Origin of the sequence: Methanolobus sp. WCC4, from assembly GCF_038022665.1 — an archaeon.
Lineage (GTDB): Archaea > Halobacteriota > Methanosarcinia > Methanosarcinales > Methanosarcinaceae > Methanolobus.
Window position 1 is genome coordinate 1,247,375 of the sequence record NZ_CP150629.1, and the last position, 22,185, is coordinate 1,269,559.

The 22,185-nt window shown below is 47.2% G+C and carries 21 protein-coding genes and 1 tRNA gene; all 22 read right to left on the reverse strand.

All coding sequences use genetic code 11. From position 1 onward, the window contains the following. Positions 1 to 208: 208 nt before the first annotated feature. The gene (gene rpsJ, locus V7O63_RS06205) at positions 209 to 520 is read right to left on the reverse strand and encodes a 30S ribosomal protein S10 (RefSeq protein ID WP_340820637.1); all 312 of its coding nucleotides are present in this window, start codon (positions 518 to 520) and stop codon (positions 209 to 211) included. Between the two features lie 36 nt (positions 521 to 556). Beyond that, positions 557 to 1,825 (reverse strand): translation elongation factor EF-1 subunit alpha, encoded by a 1,269-nt coding sequence (tuf, locus tag V7O63_RS06210; RefSeq protein ID WP_340820638.1) that lies wholly within the window; start codon positions 1,823 to 1,825, stop codon positions 557 to 559. 125 nt (positions 1,826 to 1,950) lie between these two features. Then, positions 1,951 to 4,149 (reverse strand): elongation factor EF-2, encoded by a 2,199-nt coding sequence (locus tag V7O63_RS06215; protein ID WP_340820639.1) that lies wholly within the window; start codon positions 4,147 to 4,149, stop codon positions 1,951 to 1,953. A 44-nt stretch (positions 4,150 to 4,193) separates the two neighbouring features. After that, the gene (locus V7O63_RS06220) at positions 4,194 to 4,754 is read right to left on the reverse strand and encodes a 30S ribosomal protein S7 (RefSeq protein WP_340820640.1); all 561 of its coding nucleotides are present in this window, start codon (positions 4,752 to 4,754) and stop codon (positions 4,194 to 4,196) included. 4 nt (positions 4,755 to 4,758) lie between these two features. Next, positions 4,759 to 5,187, reverse strand: coding sequence for a 30S ribosomal protein S12 (locus V7O63_RS06225; RefSeq protein ID WP_340820641.1), 429 nt, complete (start codon positions 5,185 to 5,187; stop codon positions 4,759 to 4,761). A gap of 50 nt (positions 5,188 to 5,237) precedes the next feature. Next, positions 5,238 to 5,663, reverse strand: a complete 426-nt coding sequence (locus V7O63_RS06230) for a NusA-like transcription termination signal-binding factor (protein WP_340820642.1) — start codon at positions 5,661 to 5,663, stop codon at positions 5,238 to 5,240. Positions 5,664 to 5,677: 14 nt separating this feature from the next. After that, positions 5,678 to 5,965: a 50S ribosomal protein L30e gene (locus tag V7O63_RS06235; RefSeq protein ID WP_340820643.1), complete on the reverse strand. Its 288-nt coding sequence runs from the start codon at positions 5,963 to 5,965 to the stop codon at positions 5,678 to 5,680. A 104-nt stretch (positions 5,966 to 6,069) separates the two neighbouring features. Continuing rightward, entirely contained in the window at positions 6,070 to 7,212 is a 1,143-nt protein-coding gene (gene rpoA2 / locus V7O63_RS06240) for a DNA-directed RNA polymerase subunit A'' (RefSeq protein ID WP_340820644.1), read from the reverse strand. Position 7,213: 1 nt separating this feature from the next. Continuing rightward, positions 7,214 to 9,859, reverse strand: coding sequence for a DNA-directed RNA polymerase subunit A' (locus V7O63_RS06245; protein WP_340820645.1), 2,646 nt, complete (start codon positions 9,857 to 9,859; stop codon positions 7,214 to 7,216). A 13-nt stretch (positions 9,860 to 9,872) separates the two neighbouring features. Beyond that, positions 9,873 to 11,687 (reverse strand): DNA-directed RNA polymerase subunit B, encoded by a 1,815-nt coding sequence (gene rpoB / locus V7O63_RS06250; protein ID WP_340820646.1) that lies wholly within the window; start codon positions 11,685 to 11,687, stop codon positions 9,873 to 9,875. Next, entirely contained in the window at positions 11,680 to 13,305 is a 1,626-nt protein-coding gene (locus V7O63_RS06255) for a DNA-directed RNA polymerase subunit B'' (RefSeq protein WP_340820810.1), read from the reverse strand. Before V7O63_RS06255 ends, rpoB begins: the two co-directional genes overlap by 8 nt. Positions 13,306 to 13,443: 138 nt before the next feature. Further along, positions 13,444 to 13,680, reverse strand: a complete 237-nt coding sequence (locus V7O63_RS06260; protein ID WP_340820647.1) for a DNA-directed RNA polymerase subunit H — start codon at positions 13,678 to 13,680, stop codon at positions 13,444 to 13,446. A 52-nt stretch (positions 13,681 to 13,732) separates the two neighbouring features. After that, positions 13,733 to 13,809: transfer RNA gene (locus V7O63_RS06265), tRNA-Lys, on the reverse strand. A gap of 333 nt (positions 13,810 to 14,142) precedes the next feature. After that, entirely contained in the window at positions 14,143 to 15,375 is a 1,233-nt protein-coding gene (locus tag V7O63_RS06270; protein ID WP_340820648.1) for an adenosylhomocysteinase, read from the reverse strand. A gap of 69 nt (positions 15,376 to 15,444) precedes the next feature. Then, positions 15,445 to 16,743 (reverse strand): amidohydrolase family protein, encoded by a 1,299-nt coding sequence (locus tag V7O63_RS06275; RefSeq protein ID WP_340820649.1) that lies wholly within the window; start codon positions 16,741 to 16,743, stop codon positions 15,445 to 15,447. 54 nt (positions 16,744 to 16,797) lie between these two features. Then, a complete protein-coding gene (locus V7O63_RS06280) occupies positions 16,798 to 17,430 on the reverse strand; it encodes an HD domain-containing protein (protein ID WP_340820650.1) in 633 nt (210 codons plus the stop codon). Then, positions 17,421 to 18,191, reverse strand: coding sequence for a 4-phosphopantoate--beta-alanine ligase (locus V7O63_RS06285; protein ID WP_340820651.1), 771 nt, complete (start codon positions 18,189 to 18,191; stop codon positions 17,421 to 17,423). The genes V7O63_RS06280 and V7O63_RS06285 overlap by 10 nt, the downstream gene beginning before the upstream one ends. A gap of 37 nt (positions 18,192 to 18,228) precedes the next feature. Beyond that, positions 18,229 to 19,170, reverse strand: coding sequence for a prohibitin family protein (locus tag V7O63_RS06290; RefSeq protein WP_340820652.1), 942 nt, complete (start codon positions 19,168 to 19,170; stop codon positions 18,229 to 18,231). A gap of 71 nt (positions 19,171 to 19,241) precedes the next feature. Next, positions 19,242 to 20,126, reverse strand: a complete 885-nt coding sequence (locus tag V7O63_RS06295; RefSeq protein WP_340820653.1) for a pantoate kinase — start codon at positions 20,124 to 20,126, stop codon at positions 19,242 to 19,244. Continuing rightward, on the reverse strand, positions 20,127 to 21,371 hold the full coding sequence (gene coaBC, locus V7O63_RS06300) for a bifunctional phosphopantothenoylcysteine decarboxylase/phosphopantothenate--cysteine ligase CoaBC (RefSeq protein ID WP_340820654.1): 1,245 nt from the start codon (positions 21,369 to 21,371) through the stop codon (positions 20,127 to 20,129). 70 nt (positions 21,372 to 21,441) lie between these two features. After that, a complete protein-coding gene (locus V7O63_RS06305; RefSeq protein WP_340820655.1) occupies positions 21,442 to 21,774 on the reverse strand; it encodes a DUF86 domain-containing protein in 333 nt (110 codons plus the stop codon). Next, positions 21,764 to 22,093: a nucleotidyltransferase family protein gene (locus V7O63_RS06310; RefSeq protein ID WP_340820656.1), complete on the reverse strand. Its 330-nt coding sequence runs from the start codon at positions 22,091 to 22,093 to the stop codon at positions 21,764 to 21,766. Before V7O63_RS06310 ends, V7O63_RS06305 begins: the two co-directional genes overlap by 11 nt. Positions 22,094 to 22,185: the final 92 nt, after the last annotated feature.

A 22,185-nucleotide genomic window follows, 5' to 3' on the forward strand; every position in this document is an offset into this window, starting at 1 on the left:
GTTCAGATAAAAATTTCGGTACTGATATTTTCACTCAGTAGTATTTAAGCAAATGGAAGTACATTTAAATAAAGATGCATCTCAGCAGTTCTGTGTAAGATCTTCCATAGCCAGCACTGGCTGACTTTATGGAAGATGAGAAGTAGAAGGTTACAGATGTGATCTGTAACTTAAAGGATATAGTTATTGATCACAATAACTATAGTTTTTAGTTCTGGAGTACTATCTCGATGTTGATGTCCTTAGGAACCTGGATACGCATGAGCTGTCTGAGTGCACGCTCATCTGCTGCGATGTCAATGAGTCTCTTGTGTACACGCATTTCCCAGTGATCCCATGTAGCGGTTCCGTCGCCACTTGGACTCTTACGGACAGGTACTACCATCTTTTTGGTTGGTAGTGGAACTGGTCCTGAGATACTTACACCTGTTCTGTCTGCAATAGCTTTCACCTGATTGCAAACACCATCAAGGTTTACAGGACTGATTCCTGATAATCTTATTCTTGCTTTCTGTGACATGTTACTCTTCTCCTAAAAAAGGAAAGTTTGAGTGTCTTACTTCTGTGTGACACTCATGCACATGCCAGCTGCAATGGTCATACCCATATCACGGATAGCGAATCTTCCGAGCTGTGGGATTTCCTTTACTGGCTCGATTACCATTGGTCTGGTTGGCTTGACGGTTACGATTGCTGCATCGCCTGCCTTGATGAAAGCTGCATTCTCTTCCTTGACCTGACCTGTCTTTGGATCAAGCTTCTTGTCAATGGACATGAGAGTACATGCTGTCTGGGTTGTGTGGCAGTGGAATACAGGTGTGTATCCTGCTGTGATAGCGGATGGGTGCTGAAGTACAACGATCTGTGCTGTGAACTCATCTGCTACTGAAGGTGGCTTCTCGGAAGGACCACATACGTCTCCTCTGCGGACATCGTTCTTACCTACGCCACGTACGTTCCATCCAATGTTGTCTCCAGGTCCTGCCTGGTCGTGCTCCTCATGGTGCATTTCAATGGACTTGACCTCTCCACCAGCTCCACTTGGCATGAAAGTGACATTCTGTCCCTTCTTCATGATACCGGTCTCGACCCTACCTACTGGTACGGTTCCGATACCGGAGATCGTGTATGCATCCTGTACTGGGATACGGAGTGGAAGTGTGTCTGGCTTTTCTGGCTCCTTGAGATCGTTAAGGCATTCAAGAAGGGATGGGCCTTTGTACCATGGTGTGTTTGCGCTTGATGTTGTGATGTTGTCACCCTCGAATGCGGATGTTGGGACGAATGGGATCTCGTCTGCCTTGAATCCGACCATGCCGAGAAGCTGGCTTACTTCTTTCTTGACCTCGTTGTACCTGTCCTCGCTGTATTCTGCTGCATCCATCTTGTTGACAGCAATGATAAGCTGGTTGATACCAAGGGTCCTTGAAAGGAACACGTGCTCCTTTGTCTGAGCCATTACACCATCAGGTGCTGCTACGACAAGAACAGCTGCATCAGCCTGGGATGCACCTGTGATCATGTTCTTTACGAAGTCACGGTGACCTGGGCAGTCTACTACTGTAAAGTAGAACTTGTCTGTGTCGAATCTCTTGTGGGAGATATCGATGGTTACTCCTCTCTCACGCTCTTCCTTGAGTGAGTCCATTACCCATGCGAAAGCGAAGGATTCTTTTCCTTTCTCTTTTGCTTCTTCTCTGTATTTCTCGATAAGGTGAGCAGGTACTGCTCCTGTTTCGAACATCAATCTTCCGACAAAGGTTGACTTGCCGTGGTCTACGTGACCGATAACTGCTAAGTTCATGTGTGGTTTCTCAGCTGCCATTTTCATATCTCCTATAGTTTAATTATCAATATATCAGTTTGATTTGCCATAATAGGTCTTTTTACGTTTAAACCTTTCTGACGAAATAGGGTTTTTGCAGCAAAATACTGCAAAAATTCCCGCATTTACATACTAAGGTAGTCAGATGCCTGTGGAAGTTCCTTCTTAAGTCCTTTCCTTTCTCTGATACCACTAACTATCTCTGATGTCAGACTTGCCGGAAGTGTGTCAAATCCTGCAAACTCTGTGCTCCACATTGCACGGCCTTCGGTTGCTGATCTGATATCTCCTGCAAATCCGAACAGTTCGGATACTGGTGCCCTGGATTCGATGATGGTCATGTCACCTTCAGCGGTCATGTTGATGATGATTCCACGACGTCCCTGAATTTCCTTGGTAGCTCCACCCATGTTGTCCTGTGGGACCTGGATGAATACCTTCTGGTATGGTTCGAGAAGTGTGTCATCTGCCATGAGCATTGCTGCCTGGATACCCTGTCTTGATGCAGGTATTACCTGTGCTGGTCCTCTGTGGACAGCATCTTCGTGTAACTTTGCGTCAACGAGCTTGACCTTTACACCCATACATGGTTCCTTTGAAAGAGGTCCTGCCTTCATGACTTCCTGGAATCCTTCAAGGATGAGTTCCATGGTTTCATTGAGGTGCTGGATACCCTTTGTTACATCCAGGTATACATTGCTTTCAAATATGTCAACAATACCCTTTGCTTCGTCCTTGTCCATGCCTGCTTCAATGAGCTTTTCTCTGCGCTCTACCTCAGGCATGCGCATGGATATCTCGCCAGCCTTGATGAGGTCCCTGACCCCTTCCTCGAGTGGCTCGACCTCAACATAGAACCTGTTGTGCCTGTTCGGGGACTTACCTTCAACCGGTCCTGCATGGTTGCGGATGGTCTCACGGTAAACTACGATAGGTGGTGTGGTTGTGATCTCGACACCCTTGTCACGCTCGATCCTGTGTGCAATGACCTCAAGGTGAAGTTCACCCATACCGGCCATTAAGTGCTCACCGGTCTCTTCGTCAAGTGTGATCTTAAGTGTTGGGTCTTCCTTTGCAACCTGTCTCAATACTTCAACAAGCTTTGGAAGGTCCTTCATGTGCTTAGCTTCTACTGCGACGGTAACTACTGGTTCACTTGCGTGGGTGATACTCTCGAAAGGCTCCATGCCTTCAAGGGTTGTCACTGTTGAACCAACGATAGCATCTCTGAGTCCAGTTACAGCTGCAATGTTTCCGGCAGGGATCTTTTCCACTTCAAGTCTCTTCGGACCCATGAAAACACCTACCTGCTGGATTCTGTTTGTCCTTGATGTACCGGATACATATACTTCCAGACCACGTGTAAGTGATCCGCTGAACAACCTTCCGGTCGCGACTTCACCTGCATGTGGGTCCATTGTAATGTCTGTTACCATGAACGCAAGGTCACCATCAGGGTCTGCATTGAACATTGATTTACCAATAGCTGATCCCTTGTCACCGTGCCAGATTACGCCAACCCTTCCTTCCTGTGCTTCAAGAGGTGATGGAAGGAACCTGATAACCATGTCGTTCAGTACTTCGTGGAGTGGGCACTTTTCTGCGAGTTGCTTAATACCCTCTCCGCTTTCGTCCTTGTTGAAATCATAGATCTGCTGGAAACTTACACCGGTCTTCTGCATCATTGGTACGCTGATAGCCCAGTTGTACAGTGCTGAACCGAAAGCAACAGTACCTTCTGCTGCGTCGACTCTCCATCCTGCCTTGTAGCGCTCTTCGTTCATACCTTTGATGAGCTTGTTCACGTGGTCGATGAGCTTACCGAGTCTGATCTGCATCTCCTGTCCGTCGACCTGAAGCTCATTGATGAGACGGTCAACCTTGTTGATGAACAGGACCGGCTTGACGTGTTCCTTGAGTGCCTGCCTGAGTACGGTCTCGGTCTGTGGCATTGTACCTTCTACAGCATCAATTACCACTACTGCACCATCTACTGCACGCATTGCACGTGTAACGTCACCACCAAAGTCTACGTGACCTGGTGTATCGATAAGGTTGATGAGATATTCCTTGCCATCGTACTCGTGGACCATTGAAACGTTTGCGGAATCAATTGTAATACCTCTCTCCTGTTCCTCTTCATCAGAGTCTGTCCAGCATGCGTTACCTGCAAGTTCTTTAGAGAGCATGCCTGCGCCTGCAAGAAGGTTGTCTGATAATGTTGTCTTACCGTGGTCGATGTGAGCAACGATACCAATGTTACGTATCATCTTTGGTTCGCTCATGAGCGCTGCTACACGGTCGACCATTTTATCTTTAGCCATATTTACTACCTGATCCTTAATTTACTGACTCTGCACGTATTCGATTAACGTGCTGCCTTTGCGACTCTTTCCTTTGAGTCCTTCCTGTTGATGGAGAAGCACTTTGCATCGCGGTTAGATGCTGCAATGAGCTCTGCTGCAAGACAGTCTGCTGCACTTCTCTTGGATTTGAAAGCAGCCTGGTTTGCACCCTTTGTGATGTATCTGAGTGCGGAATCGACACGTCTCTGTGGAGCGGTGTCTACTGCCTTTGGTACGGATATTCCGCCGTACTTGAGTCTGACAACTTCTTCCCTTGGACCTGCGTTGGAGATTGCCTCGACAAGTACCTGTACAGGGTTCTTCTGTGTCCTGTTGTTGATGATGTCAAAAGCTTCAGAGACGATCATCATTGCTCTCTGCTTCTTTCCGGTGTTCTGTTGGTTACGCATGACGTTGTTGACAAGACGCTCAACGATGTTGATGTCTGACTTGTTGAACTGCTGTCTTGCATGCTTTCCGTTTGTGTGTGGGATGATCACAGGGTCAAGGTTAACGTACCTTCTGATACCCTGGTCAGCGACCTCTACTTCAGCGAGATCCCATTTTCCGAATAATTTTGACATTTGATTATCTCCTTGGTTTCTCTTTACGGCCAATGACCATCTCTCTTAAGGATACATTGTTCACAGCAGTGACCTTGAAACGTACACCTGGGATATCACCCATTGCACCACCCATACGGCCACCGATCCTTTCTACGGTAACTTCATCGTGTTCATCGATGAAGTTGATAGCACCGTCACCTGGACAGAATGCTGATACCTGACGACCGTTCTTGATCAACTGTATTCTTACACATTTCCTGATTGCTGAGTTTGGCTGTTTAGCCTCTACGCCCACCTTCTCAAGCACAATGCCTCTTCCCTGAGGTGCACCACTGAGTGGATCCGCCTTTACGTCAAGACCAAGTGCACGCCTGTTATAGCGAGAGTCCTTCCATCTTGCGTCCTTTCGCATGCGCTGAATAGTGTGAGCTGCATATTTTCCATTTGGCATATTTATGTCCTCCAATTATGTCTATGATGAGTATGATATTATTCGATGAATCATTGCAGGATGACATCATCTATATCGTGATGCCTCTTTGCAACAAGTTTGACCTTTTCAATGTTTTTTCCATTACGTCCTATGGCAAGACCTTTGTCCTTATTGGATACTTCTACATAAGCCAATCGCTTATTGTTCCTGCTTGTAATGTTCACCGACCTGACAGATACCGGACCGAATGCGTTCTTTATGAATGCAACAGGTTCGTCCGAGTATTCGACAAGATCTATCTGCTTATCCACCGTTTTCTTCATCCGGTTGATGTGGTCTCCTTTCTTCCCAATGGCAGCACCCATATCGCCTGCCTTGATCACATATATTAACCTGTCATCGTCGACAATACAGTCTTTGACAGTTGCCCCTGTAAGTTTTTCAAATAATGCGATAAATCGGATACCTTCAGTGGATAGCTTGATCTCGCCCAAATATCGCAACTCCTTTAAGCGGCGGCCAGAATGTCGGATTCTCCACTGTCAATGATAGCCATTGCAGCGATGATGTATGGTTTTCCGCATGCAGGTCCGAGTTCTGTTCCTGTGCCCGGGTAGTTGAGTATCGGTACGTTTGTGCTTTCGATCTTTGCTCTTACATCTGCAGGACAGTTTGCAGCGAGTACTACCATTTTTGCGTCGTCGTTCATGGCAGCATCGATGGTCCTGTTAGATCCAATGATCACCTTTCCGGTCCTGATCACTTTGATCAGGGCTTTGTCAATGTTAATGTCCATTTATATCAACTCATTTATAACGTCAGTTTGAGATTTGTATTAATAAGTGATTCCGTATATTTACTTTCTGGTTGTTCTTTATATACTTCTATATAATGAACCGATTATTTCGTAATTAGATGCACGTCTCCTGTTCCAAGCTTGATAGGCTGGCCCACGATAATGTTCTCTGTTACACCGTTCAGTTCATCGCGGTCCCCGCGCATACCTGCATCAAGCAGGTGATTCACAGTAACCTCGAAAGCTGCACGTGCGAAAACACTGGCCTTCTCACCAGAGATACCATGCCTTCCGATCTGCTTTACTTCACCATCACAGCACATGATATCAGATACCAGCATGATGTGTCTGATATCCACAGTAAGACCCTGCTCTGAAAGTGTGTTTGTAGCTTCTGTGATAATGGAGTTCCTTGCAGCTTCGATACCAAAGACCTCGTAGATCTCACCAATGTTGTTGGTGGTGGTCCTTCTGGCATCCACGCCTTCTATCTGAAGTACTTCCTTGAGCTGGGAACCTTCAGTATAAAGGGTGTATTCGTCACCATCTTTCCTGATAACTACCCTCTTGATACCTTCGATACCTTTCAGCGTAATGGAGTGTATGTTCTTTGCAAGCTGGAGAAGTTCACGGTAAGATGGAGCGTTAGGGGTCATAATGACCTGGTTCGCAACACTTTCCGATACATTGACCATCACATCAAGTTCCTCGCGGAGCTTGTCTGCGATCTCATCAGGTGTAAGTGACCTGTGGTTCAGTGTCTTCTCGTGAAGGTCGATGATCAGTTGCATGTTAGCAAGATCGGTCGTGATGTCCGCAAGGTGCTCGATGTGAGTTGCCTCTATCTCCCATGCAAGGTGACGTGCCTTATCCCTGTCATTCGCGTATTCTTCTTCCAGTGCGATGGTCATCATTGGTGTGCTTGGGGTCTTCCTTGCATCCACGATCTCGATGAGACGTGGCAGACCGAGTGTAACGTTAATTTCAGCGACACCAGCGTAGTGGAAGGTACGCATGGTCATCTGGGTACCCGGTTCACCAATGGATTGTGCCGAAACGACACCCACTGCCTCACAGGGTTCCACACATGCATATTCGTAACTGGCCATCACCTGCTCGATGATATCCTCAAGCTCTTTCTTTGAGACCCCTACCTTCATCACATCTTCCTTCAAGGTTTTCATGATGTTCTTCGGCAGGTCGAGCCCAGCGATCATTGCATCAATAGTAGCTTCACTGATTGTCATTTTAGTTCACCTCCTTCCCGGTGACTCTCCTGACGATACGGTGAATAGCCTCAGGTTTACTATAGTCACTCTTGGTGGAATCGATCCCGTCCTCTCCATACTTGAACTGGACAATGACTCCACGTGTCTCACGTACAGAACCGTCATACTGGACCTCAAGATCCTGAAGTGCGTTAACAAGTCTTCTCTGCAGGTAACCTGACTGGGAAGTACGGACCGCAGTATCTACAAGACCTTCACGACCACCAATTGCGTGGAAGAAGTATTCGGTCGGGTTCAGTCCGCTCTTGTAGCTCGCTTTCACGAAACCGTGAGCATCTGCACCAAGGTCACCCTTGTCGAAGTGTGGGAGTGTCCTTCCTGCATAACCTCTTCTTATCCTTTCACCACGAACCGCCTGCTGTCCTACACAGGCAGCCATCTGGGTAAGGTTAAGCATTGAACCTCTTGCACCGGACTTTGCCATCAACACAGCAGAGTTCTCAAGACCTAGCTGCTGACCTGCAATGTTACCGGTCTGGTCACGAGCCTTACCGAGTTCCTGCATGATCTTCATTTCAATGGTTTCCTGAAGTGTACGTCCTGGCAATGGTTCGAGTTCCTTTGCCTCATAGGCTTCAATGAGTTTTGAAACCCTCTCTTCAGCTTCATTCAGGAGATTTCCTATCTGTATCTTCGCAGTAGGTGGAATATCCTCATCACTTATACCGAAACTAAGACCTGTCTTCATCACACCACGGATAGCAAGTCTGGTGAAGTCATCTACGAACTTGGCACCGGCTTCTGAGCTGTATTCCTTGACCACTTTATCGAGGATCTTGCCCTTGAATGCACCAATGGACTGTTCGTCAATAGTACCCTGGAGCATCTCTCCATCTTCTATGACGACATAGGCATTGTATTCACAATCCTTCTTCTTACAGGTCTCACACTTGAAGCAGGCCTGTGCAGGGAACTCCAGATAGAGTCCTTTTGGAAGGATCTGGCTGAAGATCTGCTTACCGTTCCAGAGTGGTTCTCCGTTCTCGGAGTAACTTGCCGGTTCAGGAAGGTCCCTTATGTCGGATTTCCTGAGCAGTTCAAGAGCTGCGTTCTTTGTGATCGCGTTCTCGTTCCTTGTAAGAAGGAAAAGACCTGAGATGTGGTCGTGTATACCACCGATGATCGGTCCGCCGAAACGTGGTGAGAGAATGTTCTCCTGAACCTGCATGAGAATGCTGGCCTCGGCCCTTGACTCTTCGGTCTGAAGAACGTGCATGTTCATTTCGTCACCGTCAAAGTCCGCGTTGTACGGTGCACATACTGCAGGGTTGAGTCTGAATGTCTTGTTTGGAAGTACCTTGACCCTGTGGGCCATGATACTCATCTTGTGAAGGGAAGGCTGCCTGTTAAAGAGTACGATGTCGCCGTCCATGAGCTGTCTCTCGACAGTCCATCCGACCTCTATCTTCTCGGCAAGTTCTTCCTTGTTTGTCTCTGATACCCTGATACGTCTTCCATCATCCCGTATCGCGTAGTTGGCACCAGGGTGGACCTGATTACCGCGCTGTACGTACATGCGGAGAAGTTCTATGTTCCTGCTGGTAACTTTCTCAGGGATCGTCATGTGCATGGCGATGGCCATAGGTACGCCCACCTCATTGATACTGAGGTTTGGATCAGGGGATACTACGGTACGTGCTGAGAAATTGACACGCTTACCTGACAGACTTCCTCTGAAACGTCCTTCTTTACCCTTCAGACGCTGGGTAAGTGTCTTCAGAGGTCTTCCTGATCTGTGCCTTGCAGGTGGTACACCTGATACTTCGTTGTCGAAGAATGTCGTGACGTGGTACTGGAGTAGTTCCCACAGGTCTTCGATGATAAGCTGTGGAGCACCAGCATCCCTGTTCTCCTGGAATCTCTGGTTGATCCTGATAATATCTACAAGCTTGTGTGTAAGGTCGTCCTCACTGCGCTGTCCGGATTCGAGTGTGATCGAAGGTCTGACAGTTACCGGCGGTACCGGAAGTACTGTAAGGATCATCCATTCAGGCCTTGCGCTTTCAGGGTCCATACCAAGAACCTTTACATCCTCATCAGGGATGTTCTCGAAGCGGTCACGTATCTCTGTTGGTGTGAGCTTGTGTCCGTCCTCCACATAGTCGCTTGGTTTTTCGAACTTGATCTCAAGCTGTTCGGTAGAACAGTATGGGCATGATTTGGACTTGCGGGCTTCCTTGAATACCTCATTGATGATATTGTCAGGAAGGTGTCCCATTTCCTTTGATGTGTTCAACTGGTCAAGGAATTCATCTTTCTTACTTGCATCGAGGAGAAGCCTGCTACAGTTGCGGCATACAGAACGCAGTGTCTTGCGTATTGTCTTGTTGAATCCGACGTGTATGACCGGAGCCACAAGGTCTATGTGTCCGAAGTGTCCCGGACATTCTCCTGCACGGCTGCCACAGGTCTTACACTTAAGACCGGGGTCGATCACTCCGAGACGCAGGTCCATGAGACCCATGTCGATAGGATAGCCGTCGTCGTCATAGGTGTCAGCGGTAATGATCGCTGTCACGCTCATCTTCCTCACTTCACGTGGTGAGATAAGACCGAATTTGATCGCTCCGACCCTTTTTGGAATTGATGGAATATCATTGTGCATCCTTGATCACTCCTTATACTGCATCCTCAAGTTGCATCCTTGGAGCTACACCAAGGGATTTGATCTCGTCGAGCAGCAGTTTGAATGCGTAACTCATCTCTACAGGATGGATATCTGTCTCAGCACCACAGTTGGAGCAGTACCTGACATTCCTCTTCCTGTCGAAGGTCGCTACCATTCCACAGTGTCCGCAGACAAGTTCTACTACCTTGTCAGATTCATCGAGTAGTCTTTCCTTCAACGTCATTGCGGCACCGTGGCCGATAAGCACATCACGCTCCATTTCTCCGAAACGCAGACCTCCTTCACGTGCACGACCTTCTGTAGGCTGTCTTGTAAGCACCTGTACAGGTCCGCGGGACCTTGCGTGCATCTTTGATGCTACCATGTGGTGCAGTTTCTGGTAAAGAATAACTCCTACGAACACATCTGCCTGGATCTTCTTTCCTGTAACACCATCGAAGAATACCTCTTTTCCTGTGTGTGCGAATCCGTGTGTCCTGAGAGCTGCACGGAGGTCGTCCTCTTTCTCTCCTGAGAACGCGGTAGCATTGATCCTTCTTCCTTCCATGGAACCTACCTTACCACCGATCATCTCAAGCACGTGACCGACAGTCATACGTGAAGGGATAGCGTGTGGGTTGATCACAAGATCAGGTACCATTCCCTTCTCGGTGAATGGCATGTCTGCGAAAGGAACGATAAGTCCGATAACTCCCTTCTGACCGTGTCTTGATGCGAACTTATCACCGATCTCAGGAATTCTCTGGTCTCTTATCTTTACCTTTGCAAGACGTGTTCCGTTAATTGATTCTGTAAGGATGACCGTGTCGACGACTCCTTTCTCGTTGGAACGCATTGTGATAGCACTCTCTCTGCGCTGCTCAACGGTGATACCGAAGTCGGACTGTTCCTCAAGGAAACGTGGCGGACTTGTCTTTCCGATAAGTACGTCATTCGGACCGACCCTTGTCTCAGGGTTCACAAGACCGTCGATGTCGAGGTTTGCGTATGCCTCCGGGCTACGTGCTCCTCTGAACTCGGAGTCAGGGATCTCGAACTTGTCTTCCTGTCCACCGGGGTAACGTCTTTCCTCACCCTCGAATGTCCTGATGAAGTGGCTTCTTCCAAGTCCTCTTTCGATGGAACCTTTGTTGAAGACCAGTGCATCTTCAATATTGTGTCCTTCGTAGGACATGACAGCTACAACGAAGTTCTGTCCGGCAGGCCTGTCATCGAAATGGATTGATTCACAGGTCTGTGTCCTGACCATTGCCTTCTGTGGGTAGTGTAAAAGGTGTGCACGGGTGTCAGGTCTTAGCTTGGTGTTGGATGTAGATACACCGATACACTGCTTGACCATGGCCGCACCCATTGTGTTACGTGGGGATGCATTGTGTTCCGGGTAAGGTACCATTCCTGTACAGATACCAAGCATAAGTCCCGGGTTGATCTCCATGTGGGTGTGCTTGTCTGTGATGTCCTCTCCGTAAAGAGCGATAAATGCATTTTCCTCTTCCTCGGAGTCAAGGTATTCGACCTTTCCGGCCTTTGTCAGCTCATCGTAGGACATCTTCCCTTCTGCAAGCAGGGCTTCCTCTTCCTCTGTCATGAGCGCAACGCCATTCTTTACGATAATGAGTGGTCTTCTTGCACGACCCATGTCAGTGTTGATGAGTACTTCGTGAATGTCCTCATAATATGTGACGTTGATCTGTTCGGAGATCATTCCTGATCTGCGCTGTTCCCTGATGTTCTCTACAAGTTCAACAGGGTCAGTGTGGGTTCCTATGAGTTCTCCGTTAAGGAAAACCTTAGCTTCATTCATCGAGAAGTCCTCCCATATCATCTAATGATTCTGAATAGTTCGTATACCCGATCGGTTCCGGCTTTGCTTCTTCTGCTACTTCTGGCTTAGCTTCCAGCTCTTCAAGGTAGTCATCAAGTTCTTCGTCATATTCAGGAAGTGCTTTCAATGATGAAGTAAGGACGGTCTTCTCGACACCAAGGTCATAGAGGACGTTCTTGAGTTTCTTATCATCGTCCGTACCGGTTGAAAGCTCCACCATCTGCGCAAAGTTCTTCACAAGACCACAATTCGGACCTTCAGGGGTCTCTGATGGACAAAGTCTTCCCCATTGTGTTGGGTGAAGGTCACGAGCTTCGAAGTGTGGCTGTGCCCTTGAAAGTGGGGAAATTACACGCCAGAGGTGTGAAAGTGTTGATATGTAGTCTGTCCTGTCAAGCAATTGTGATACACCGGTTCTGCCGCCTACCCAGTTACCTGTTGCAAGTGGGTGCTGCAATCTGTCTGTGAGTACGTCTGCCCTTACAAGTGTGACCACATTGAGCTCACGGTTCCTCATGTTCGCTCTCTCGAGCTGGTATTTGATATCTCTTGAGAGTCTGTTGAATGCGACCCTGAACAGGTCTTCCATAAGGTCACCTGTGAGCTTGAGTCTCTTGTTGGAGTAATGGTCCTTATCATCCGGGTTACGCCTTCCAAGTGCAAGTTCGAAACATGATTCCGCCATTCTTCCAAGGAAACTTGCCTTTGCCGGCCTGTCGGTCGGTTCATTTCCAAGGTGTGGTAAAAGGTATCTGTCAATGACGTAATTGGCACGTTTGATCTGGTAGTCCCTTGCCTGTCCGGAAGCGACCCTTGAACCGATCTTCTCCATTGCATCCTCTATGTTGTCGACCTCTGCTTCTTCAAGGTTCTCGAACATGAACTTCATGATCTCAGGGTCTGTGGATACAGCCTTTACGAGCTCTTCATCAGTCTCCACACCGAGTGCTCTCATAAGTGTGATGAAATTGATACGTCCTGATATGGATGGGAATGATACTTCCAGAAGTGATTTCCTTCCTCTCTCTACGACCACGAGTGCCCTGTATCCTCTCCTCTGTGAGAACACCTTTGACACTTCGATGGTGTCTCCGTATCTCTCGCCAAATTCAGTGAGTATCTTGTTAGGAGCGAGGTCTTCCAGTGTCATGACCACACGCTCGGTTCCGTTGATGATGAAGTATCCTCCCGGGTCAAGAGGGTCTTCTCCGAATGTGATCATCTCTTCCTCAACTATATCGGTGAGGTTACATATATCGGATTTGATCATCACCGGAAGCTGTCCGATCTTTGCTTCCTGTGGCTCCTTTTCCTCATCATTCTCAACGACGCTCATCTGAAGGTAGAGTGGTGCTGAGTATGAGAGGTTCCTGAGCCTTGCTTCGTTCGGATAAAGATTCTCAATAGCTCCATCCGCTTCTTTTACCACCGGGTTCTCTACACGGATAGCACCCAGTTTGATGTAGGTGTCCTCGAGGTCGGTCTCGATGATCTTCTGTTCATCGATGATCTTCTGCAGACCTATCTCCAGAAACTTGTTATAGGAATCGATGTGATGCTGTACGATCTTATCTTTCGTGAAGAACGAACGTGGGATCTGTCCTTTAGTTAACGCTATGATAGCACCTTCTTTGTGTGATTTGTATTATGGTAACTTGTAATTGTAAAATGGTGTGTTGCGGTACATTGCAAAAAAAGACATGGCAAATGGTCTCTGTACTAATGATCGGTGATCTTATGCGATCACGAGTCGATAATAAAATGATTCGCCAGCAGTCTGACTGATGCGGGTGATCTTAACAACTTCCCCGACCTGTGCCCCAATTTCCTGAATAACAGGGTCAACAACCTTTATCTTTGGTAGTTGTTCCTTCTCAATTGCATATTGCTTTAAAACAGATCTAAGTTCGTCTTCCGGCATGATCTCATGTTTCGGGATTGACTGATGGTCGAGCAGGCTATATTTTCTCACTATTATTACTCCTCCCTCAAAAATGTGAACGTGAACACTCCTGTGCAAAGTGTGGCGGGCTCGTAGGGATTTGAACCCTAGGCCGTCTGGTTAAAAGCCAGACGCTCTGCCTGACTGAGCTACGAGCCCAATTTGTTGGGTGGGTTTGCTGAGGCTGCTTCACGTTCATCGACTTCGGTGTAGCGGGGGATAAAAGCACTTATGGGATATAAACTTTGCGTACTTCCCCGATATGTAAGGTCTCTTATAATTTACAATGAACTACTTCTACTTATAGGTTTTTTATAATATCTTCTTTTAGCATACCAAAAGCAGAATGTTTATATCATATTATTTTCGCTTTTTACAAAGTAGATGCAGATACTCCCCTCTGCAGATGTCCGAACATGTCCTATAAGCGATATTTCAGTAGTGTAGCAATGGTGTAGCAACCGGACACGTCGCTAAAAAAAAGATGGGGACTTATGTCCCGCATTCCCAGCCACTCATGTAGGCTGTCTGTTCCTCTGAGAGCTTATCAATGCTGATGCCCATTGACCTGAGCTTCATCTCTGCAACGCCTACATCAAGTTCATGAGGCACGCCATGTACTCCATCAGGCAGCTTGTTCTCTGCTATGTATTTGACACATAGTGCCTGGTTAGCAAAGCTCATATCCATTACCTCTGCAGGGTGTCCGTCACCTGCTGCAAGGTTCACGAGCCTTCCGTCTGCAAGTACATAGACACGTTTGTCCTTGAGCGTGTATTCCTTGATGTTGTTCCTGACGGTCTTCACAGAGCTTGCCATTGTAACGAGGTCCTCGAGGTTGATCTCAACGTTGAAATGGCCTGCATTTGCGAGTATGGCTCCGTCCTTTATTACCTCGAAGTCCTCTCTCTTCAGGATATCCCTGTTACCTGTGGTGGTGAGGAATATGTCTCCTATCTTTGCAGCTTCTTTCATAGGCATGACAGTGTTACCGTCCATACGTGCTTCAAGTGCCCTTATAGGGTCTATCTCTGTGACAATTACGTTTGCACCAAGTCCACTTGCACGCATTGCAGCTCCTTTACCGCACCAGCCGTATCCGCCGATAACAACGTTCTTACCTGCTACAAGGAGGTTGGTGGTTCTCATAATTCCATCCCATGCTGACTGACCTGTGCCGTAGCGGTTGTCGAAAAGGAACTTTGTCATTGCATCATTTACTGCGATGACCGGCATCTTCAGGGCACCATCACGTTCCATTGCCTTGAGCCTGTGGATACCTGTTGTGGTTTCCTCGCAGCCGCCAAGGATCTCGGGCAGCATATCCGTACGTTCTGTATGAAGCTTGAAGATAAGGTCCGCACCGTCATCGATGGTGATGTCAGGTTTTGTGTCAAGAACTTTGTCTATTGCCTCATAGTACTCCTCGGTACAGCAGTCATATTTTGCAAAACACTGGATGTTATCCTTCTGGTGAAGTGCAAGGGATACATCATCCTGTGTACTTAACGGATTACATCCTGCAATAGCTACCTCTGCTCCGCCAATAGCGAGTGTCTCCACAAGTGCTGCGGTCTTTGCCTCGACATGCAGTGCCATTCCTACTTTGTGGCCTGCAAGTGGTTTTTCTTTCTCGAACTGTTCCCTTATGATATTGAGAACAGGCATATGGTTAAGAACCCAGTCGATCTTCATGTTTCCGGATTCTATCATTTCATCGCTCATTTGAGATCTCCAGTTGTGCTAAAATTGAATTCAATATAGTGATTATAGTGTAATCTAGTGATCAGTGTCTCAATTGTCTACCTTGGATATAAGGTCTTTTGATATCCTGATCGCTGCATCTATTACTTCCTGCTCATCCATTGAGAGGACCTTTCCATCTTCCATGAGAACCTTTCCGTTCACAATGGTAGTGGTCACATCCTTTCCGCTTGCAGCGTATACCAGATGTGATGCAACGTCATATACTGGTGTGAGATGTGCCCTGTTCATATCGACTATGATCATGTCGGCATTGTATCCTTCCTTCAGCATTCCGCTGTTGATGCCAAGTGCCTTTGCACCGTTTGTGGTTGCCATCTCAAGCACCTTGCGTGCAGGGAGTACGGTAGGGTCCATGACACTGACCTTCTGCAGAAGTGCTGCAGTTCTCATTTCCTCGAACATGTCCAGGTTGTTGTTGGAGGCGCATCCGTCGGTTCCGAGGCATACGTTCGCTCCTGCATCAATGAGCTTGGCTACAGGGCATATGCCGGATGCCAGTTTCATGTTGCTTATCGGATTGTGGGATATGTTTACACCGTACTCGGCCAGTATCTTTATGTCACCGTCGGACAACCAGACACAGTGTGCTGCAAGTACGTCCGTTCCCCAGAAATCGATGCCTTTGAGGAAATGTATGGAACACATGCCGAAGTTCTCTTTCATATAATTGAGTTCTGCTTCGGTCTCCAGTACATGGATGTGCAGTTTAACATCATCCTTGACAGCCTGTTCCTTCACTCTTATCAGGAATTCCCTGGAACATGTGTTAGGTGCATGGGGACCGTACATGGTAATGATCCTGCCATCTGCCTTCCCGTTCCATTCTTTGACAAATGCAGTGCCCACTTCAAGTTCCCTGTCTGCCTTATCCTTATCTCCGAAGTCTATCATTCCGTAGGAAAGCGCAGCACGTATGCCTGCCTCGTCAACAGCCTGGGCCACCCTGTCCTCATGGATGTACATGTCTGCAAATGCAATGGTTCCCGAGCGTATCATCTCAAGGCATGCAAGCCTTGTACCTGCATAGATGTCCTCGTCCGTGAGCTTTGCCTCTGCCGGCCATATGTGGTTCTCCAGCCAGTCCTGCAACTGCATATCATCCGCATAGCCCCTGAATATGGTCATTCCGGCATGGCAGTGGGTATTGACAAGTCCTGGCATAAGGACGGAACCTTTAGCATCGATGATCTTCTCAGCGGTGTGTTCTGTGGAGGTTCCTATTTCCTTTATTTTTCCATCCTCTATTACAACGACCCCGTTCTCTATGTCACCTGCTTCCGGGTCCATTGTGAGGATATAGGCATTCTTTATTATGATATCAGCCATTATCTCTCTCCAATTGTCCTATAATGATTATGTTCAGTAATAGTAATGTAGTGATCAGACAGTTTCCTGCTTCAGTTCTTCCAGATACATACGCATTATCTCGAGTCTCTGCTCTGCGATCACCCTTGCGGTCTCCGTATTCAGTCTTTCAGGTATTCTGAAAGGTTTCCTCTCCATATAGTCATAGAAACCGTCGAAGGGGTCCTCTGTGTAAGCATTCATGGATGTCTCCTTCACAGTTCCGATGGTCTGCTTCAGTGCCCTTAAGGCTCCCATTGAGACAAGTGAGCGGAAAATACCGACAGCTCCGAGTGCATCTATCCTGTCCGCGTCCTGAAGTATCCGGGCCTCGATGGTCTCCGCCTTCATTCCACGACTGAAACGATGTGTGAGTATACATGATGCAACATGGTCTATAAGCTCAGCCTCTGCCCCACTTTTGCCCAGGAACTCACGTGCGATCTCAGCACTGTATTCTGCGTGGTTGCCGCCTTCCTCATGTTCCCGAACGATCCCGACATCGTGCAATAATGCTGCAAGACGAAGTACTTTTAGGTCACCACCTTCGGTTTCCTGTATTTTCATACAGGTGTTCTCAACGCGGTTGATATGTGACATGTCATGGGTGCTCGGTTCGCCTTCAAGTATCCCTGCAACGAACTGCCGTGTGCTCTCTATCAGATCCATTTGATACCTCGCTCTTCAGCTTTGTTCTTAAGATTCTCCTGCATGGAGTACAGGGAATCTGATATGACCCTGTCATTGTCATAAGCATCTATGACATCAAGAAGTGAGTCCTTGCTCTTCCCTTTCATATCCTTTGTGAACTGCACCATATTGCTAAGTGCCCTTGTCACATTGTCTATTATAGATACTGTAGCACTGAGTGATGTCCTGGAAAGCGGGTTAAGGTCTATCGTAATGACCGTCTTTCCCATTTCCACAAGCTTCTGGCATCGGTCGCCATCCTCAAGAGGTACCAGGACAACATCCGCACTGAAGATGCCATCTTCATCAACAATGGCCCTGTCGTGTGAAAGGTCAAGTCTCTTCTCTCCCTTTCCTCCAAGGACGACACCTGCACCCTGTGACCTTAGATGTTCTGTTATCTTATGGATCCTTGCATCACTTCTGTGGAACAGGTTCACCTCCAGCCTTGCACCAGTGACGTCGGCAAGAGATACCATAAGGTCAGGCACAAGTGCCGCAGTGTTCCCGTTCACGGATATTATGGGGTTCCTTGCAAGGAGTATATGAGCAACCGCTGCCCTTTCAGCAATGGCTGCTGATTCGGTGGTCCTTTCCCCTATCAGGTAATCAAAGGCCTCACCACGCCCCTGGGCAACAAGTCCCTGCTTGCTGGTGATGCCTATGTTCACTCCTTCTACTATCTTTTCCCTTGTGATGAGGGATTCGTATCTGGGATGGTCCTTCGGGATATCTGTCATTCGGATCGTGTCTCTTCTTGTTTTTTGTCAATTCAGGTCATTTGCTGGCATCAAGTATTATTCCCTGGTCGGTAGGTACCAGCATTGTCTGGATATCCTGTCCCTGCAGCATCTGTATGTACTTGTAGTTTATCAGGTCAGGGTTCTTTGCCAGTTGTTCGTTTATTATCCTGAGTGCTTCAGCCTCACCGTAAGCTTCTGCGATGGTAGCATTTGCAACACCGTTGGCTTCTATGATCTTTCTTTCGGCCTCAAGTTGCTCTTTCTCTTTTACGAAGATCATCCTCTGTGCTTCCTGGTCAGCCTGGAGCTTTGCTTCGATGGCTTCAGCAACTCTTGTTGGCAATACAACGTTCCTTACCAGTACTTCCTCTACAATGATGCCATCGCTTCCAAGTGCCTGGTCAATGTTTGTAAGCATCTCTCCTGCTACCAGCTGCCTCTCTTCACCATATACCTGCAATGCGGTTTTAGTGGATACGACCTCACGTATGGATGATCTTATCGTAGGGCGTATTATCTTTTCTGCATAGTTGGTTCCCAGATTCTGATGTACAGTGCTGACCTCATCGGGTATCAGTCTGTATCTGACAGTGATGTCAAGTCCCAGTGTGAGTCCTTCTACAGTAAGGGCTTTGATCTGGTCATCCCCTACTACCTGACCTTCACCTGTTATTCCGCTCATGGTGTATGTTTCACTTCTGACAGAGTATTTTGTAACGCTGACCCATGGAGGAACGATGTGTAATCCTTCTCCAAGTTCATCCTCTTCGACACCGCCGAACTGGTTGAATTTCACACCAACCTCTCCAGCCCCGACAGAGACGAATATCGAGCCGAACATTACTGAGAATACTATCAGGATAACAAAAATAATTGGTATTATGCGAGCAATTTTGCCAAGTATTGGCGGGATACCTATTGGAATCTCAGGTATCTTCTTCTGGGGTTCTGGTTCCCATTCTCCTTCAACGACCATCTTTTAACCTCTCCTTAATCGATTATGATCTTCCATTCCATTATAAATGGAACTGTTAAATATGTTTTCACTCACCCGATCCTGGTGCTTTCGTTCCTTATTTTGAAATGGAGGACAGTTCCAAATTCTGAGAATATATCATTAAGTTCAGTTCTCCTGTCAACAGGTGGTATGGAGAACACCGCATTCCCGAGCATTGCCTGTGATGCTATGACACCGATATTCCTGGAAGTTTCTATAGCTTCCATTACCTTTTCGCTGGCAAGCATGCTACGTATGGTGAACTCTCTTGAGTAAAACATGAAGTTATTAACAGAAGGCTTTTCCATGAGCTTTCTCATTGCTTCCTTTCCGGCATTATTGATGGATCTTACCATTTCAGGATCATTGAGCACTGATCTTGTAGACAGTTCTCCAAGGACCACACAGTACACGTCATTATCTTTTGAAGGGACCTGATCCACTGAAGCTATGGATGGTGCTCCGGGTGTCTTTCTGACAGTGATCCCTCCATGCACCTGTCCGGTGACGTCTCCAAGTCCGCTGCCATTGCTAACCTCTGCCACATGCGCAATGTCATTGAGCTGGTTTGCAGTATAATTAAGTGATAATGCATGGTTCAGCGCATAGGCTGTACCAAGGGCTCCGGCTCCGGAGGCTCCGAAACCACATCCAATTGGGATGTCCGATATGCTTTCGACCTTTACCGGAAGATCTGTCATTGATCCAACAACTGCCCGGCTGGTGTCTCCCGGGACCTGCTCCCCGTTAAGGTATATCTCTGTCCTTTCGATGTCATCTGAGACCGTTACAGTGGTGTGGACCCCTCTGTCCAGTACCACTCCACAACCGGTCGAGCCTTTCTTCATGGGTTCCACATGGTCGTGTATCTGAAAAAAGCCTGTAATATGAGCCGGTGCAAAAGCCCTGGCTGTCAGTATACCCTTCTCTGACATCTATTCATCGTCCTTCGCGGTCAGCAGTGATGTGATCTCATCCATAAGGACACTTGCAATAAGACTTTTGGGACCTTCGATGTTAAGGTCCTCTTTCTTGCCGGAGTATAATATAGTAACATTATTGTTATCTGTTCCAATTCCGCCTTTGCTGACCTCATTGGCAACTATCATATCAAGTCCGGAAGTCTCAAGTGTCTTCCTTGCTCGTTTGAGCAGTTCTTCAGTATCAACTCCGGCCTCTGCCTTGAATCCGACTATCTTTGTCCGGGGATGTGCTTCTTTTGCTTCTTTTATGAGCTTGCGTGTGGGTCTGAATTTAAGCTCAAGCCCTTCATCGGACTTGATCTTCTGTTCACTGGCGTCAAGTGTATAATCTGCAATTGCAGCAGCACTTATAAGGACATCATGTCCCTCTCCGAGCTCATAGAGCACTGCATCGGTCATCTGATCAGCTGTTTCAGCATATATCTCATTGATGCCTGTAACTCCAAGTCTGTTCCTGTGGACTATGGTCACATCAGCACCTCTGCGGTAGGCTTCAAGTGCCAGTTCATTTCCGGTCTTTCCGGATGCCCTGTTGGTAAGGATGCGTATGGGGTCTATGGACTCTGCTGTGGATCCGCTTGTAATGAGTATCTTCTTTCCGCAAAGTGTCCTTTTCCCTATCTCCCGCTCAACCTCGAGAACTATCTCATCATTTCCGGCTATCTTGGCTATTCCTTCTTCTATCTTTGGTCCGATGAACCGGATGCCCCAACTCTTCATCTTCTCTATGTTCTCTCCGACCGCTGGATGGTCATACATGTCCTCATGCATCGCAGGTACTATCATCACGGGTTTGCCTGCCCCGATCGCTGTGGTCGCAAAGGTCGTCACAGGTGTATCGTCTATTCCTGCTGCGATCTTCCCGATGGTGTTGGCCGTTGCAGGTGCTATCAGTAAAAGGTCCGCCCTGCCGAGGTTGCCAAAGAATTCCACATGCTCTACATTTCCGGTTATCGCTGTGATCACTTCATTTCCGGTTGCATATTGCAGGGCCATCGGGTTGATGATCCATCCGGCACTCTCGCTCATCACTGCATATACATCAGCTCCCCTGCGGATGAACTCACGGGCAAGCTCCACTGTTCTTACAGCAGCGATACTACCTGTGACCGCAAGCACGATGGTCTTGCCTTTCAATGAGTCTGATCTTGTGGACTTGATCCAGAGTGTCGGGTGTTCATTTGGAGTTTGAGGCATATTTATGTCCTTATTCGATCTTATGTGGATTAGTTGATCTTTATTATTTAAAAGAGGATGGTGAATTCTGTTACTCTGACAGAATTGTATTTACGAATCTATTAAGCTCAGGAATATCTTTTTTGGCAGTATTCCAGACTTCTTCCAGGTCGACACCAAAATAGGCATGTATCAGCTTATCTCTCATTCCCGCGATCTCTTTCCACGGGATCCTGGGATATTTATCTGTTGTATTTGAAGATAGATTCTTTGTGGCTTCACCAATTATCTCCAGTTGCCTGACAACAGCATCCTGAACAAGCCTTTTATCCAGGAAATCTTCAAAGCTCATGCCAGAAGTGTATTCTTCTATTTGCTCAGTAGCATCCAGGATGTGATTAAGAAAAACAGAATCATCCTTCACAATAGATGCTCCTCAGTTCATTTTTGACCATGGGTGAAATGTATGGGCTCAATGCTTTTTCAGTAACCATGTCAATTTTTGTACCCAGCAGATCCTCGAATTCGTTCTCGATCCTAATGTGATCGATAAGACTCTTTCCTTTAGAGAATGTTACCAGAAGATCAATATCACTGTTCCCGGTTTGTTCTCCTCTTGAAAAAGAACCAAAAAGCCCCAGAGAAACTATGTCATTCTTCCTGCAAAGTTCCATTACATCTTCCCCTACGCTCCTGTCAAGGCCAAGGGATTCTACAAGATCGAATATGTCGTTGATTTCCATGTGTTCTTCTCTTTTAGGTGGAGTATTATCTTTTTTATCTTCATTTCCTGTTTAAGAACTGTGGTTACATCTTATTTCGCATTATTATTAGC

Excerpts from the sequence above, each read along its gene's own strand:
- rpsJ (WP_340820637.1), bottom strand. The coding sequence starts at position 520 with ATGTCACAGAAAGCAAGAATAAGATTATCAGGAATCAGTCCTGTAAAC.
- coaBC (WP_340820654.1), bottom strand. The coding sequence starts at position 21,371 with ATGCCTCAAACTCCAAATGAACACCCGACACTCTGGATCAAGTCCACA.
- rpoA2 (WP_340820644.1), bottom strand. The coding sequence starts at position 7,212 with ATGACAATCAGTGAAGCTACTATTGATGCAATGATCGCTGGGCTCGAC.
- tuf (WP_340820638.1), bottom strand. The coding sequence starts at position 1,825 with ATGGCAGCTGAGAAACCACACATGAACTTAGCAGTTATCGGTCACGTA.
- V7O63_RS06235 (WP_340820643.1), bottom strand. The coding sequence starts at position 5,965 with ATGGACATTAACATTGACAAAGCCCTGATCAAAGTGATCAGGACCGGA.
- V7O63_RS06225 (WP_340820641.1), bottom strand. The coding sequence starts at position 5,187 with ATGCCAAATGGAAAATATGCAGCTCACACTATTCAGCGCATGCGAAAG.
- V7O63_RS06285 (WP_340820651.1), bottom strand. The coding sequence starts at position 18,191 with ATGACAGATATCCCGAAGGACCATCCCAGATACGAATCCCTCATCACA.
- V7O63_RS06215 (WP_340820639.1), bottom strand. The coding sequence starts at position 4,149 with ATGGCTAAAGATAAAATGGTCGACCGTGTAGCAGCGCTCATGAGCGAA.
- V7O63_RS06220 (WP_340820640.1), bottom strand. The coding sequence starts at position 4,754 with ATGTCAAAATTATTCGGAAAATGGGATCTCGCTGAAGTAGAGGTCGCT.
- rpoB (WP_340820646.1), bottom strand. The coding sequence starts at position 11,687 with ATGAATGAAGCTAAGGTTTTCCTTAACGGAGAACTCATAGGAACCCAC.
- V7O63_RS06280 (WP_340820650.1), bottom strand. The coding sequence starts at position 17,430 with ATGGATCTGATAGAGAGCACACGGCAGTTCGTTGCAGGGATACTTGAA.
- V7O63_RS06290 (WP_340820652.1), bottom strand. The coding sequence starts at position 19,170 with ATGGTCGTTGAAGGAGAATGGGAACCAGAACCCCAGAAGAAGATACCT.
- V7O63_RS06310 (WP_340820656.1), bottom strand. The coding sequence starts at position 22,093 with ATGGAAATCAACGACATATTCGATCTTGTAGAATCCCTTGGCCTTGAC.
- V7O63_RS06295 (WP_340820653.1), bottom strand. The coding sequence starts at position 20,126 with ATGTCAGAGAAGGGTATACTGACAGCCAGGGCTTTTGCACCGGCTCAT.
- V7O63_RS06275 (WP_340820649.1), bottom strand. The coding sequence starts at position 16,743 with ATGGCTGATATCATAATAAAGAATGCCTATATCCTCACAATGGACCCG.
- V7O63_RS06270 (WP_340820648.1), bottom strand. The coding sequence starts at position 15,375 with ATGAGCGATGAAATGATAGAATCCGGAAACATGAAGATCGACTGGGTT.
- V7O63_RS06245 (WP_340820645.1), bottom strand. The coding sequence starts at position 9,859 with ATGCACAATGATATTCCATCAATTCCAAAAAGGGTCGGAGCGATCAAA.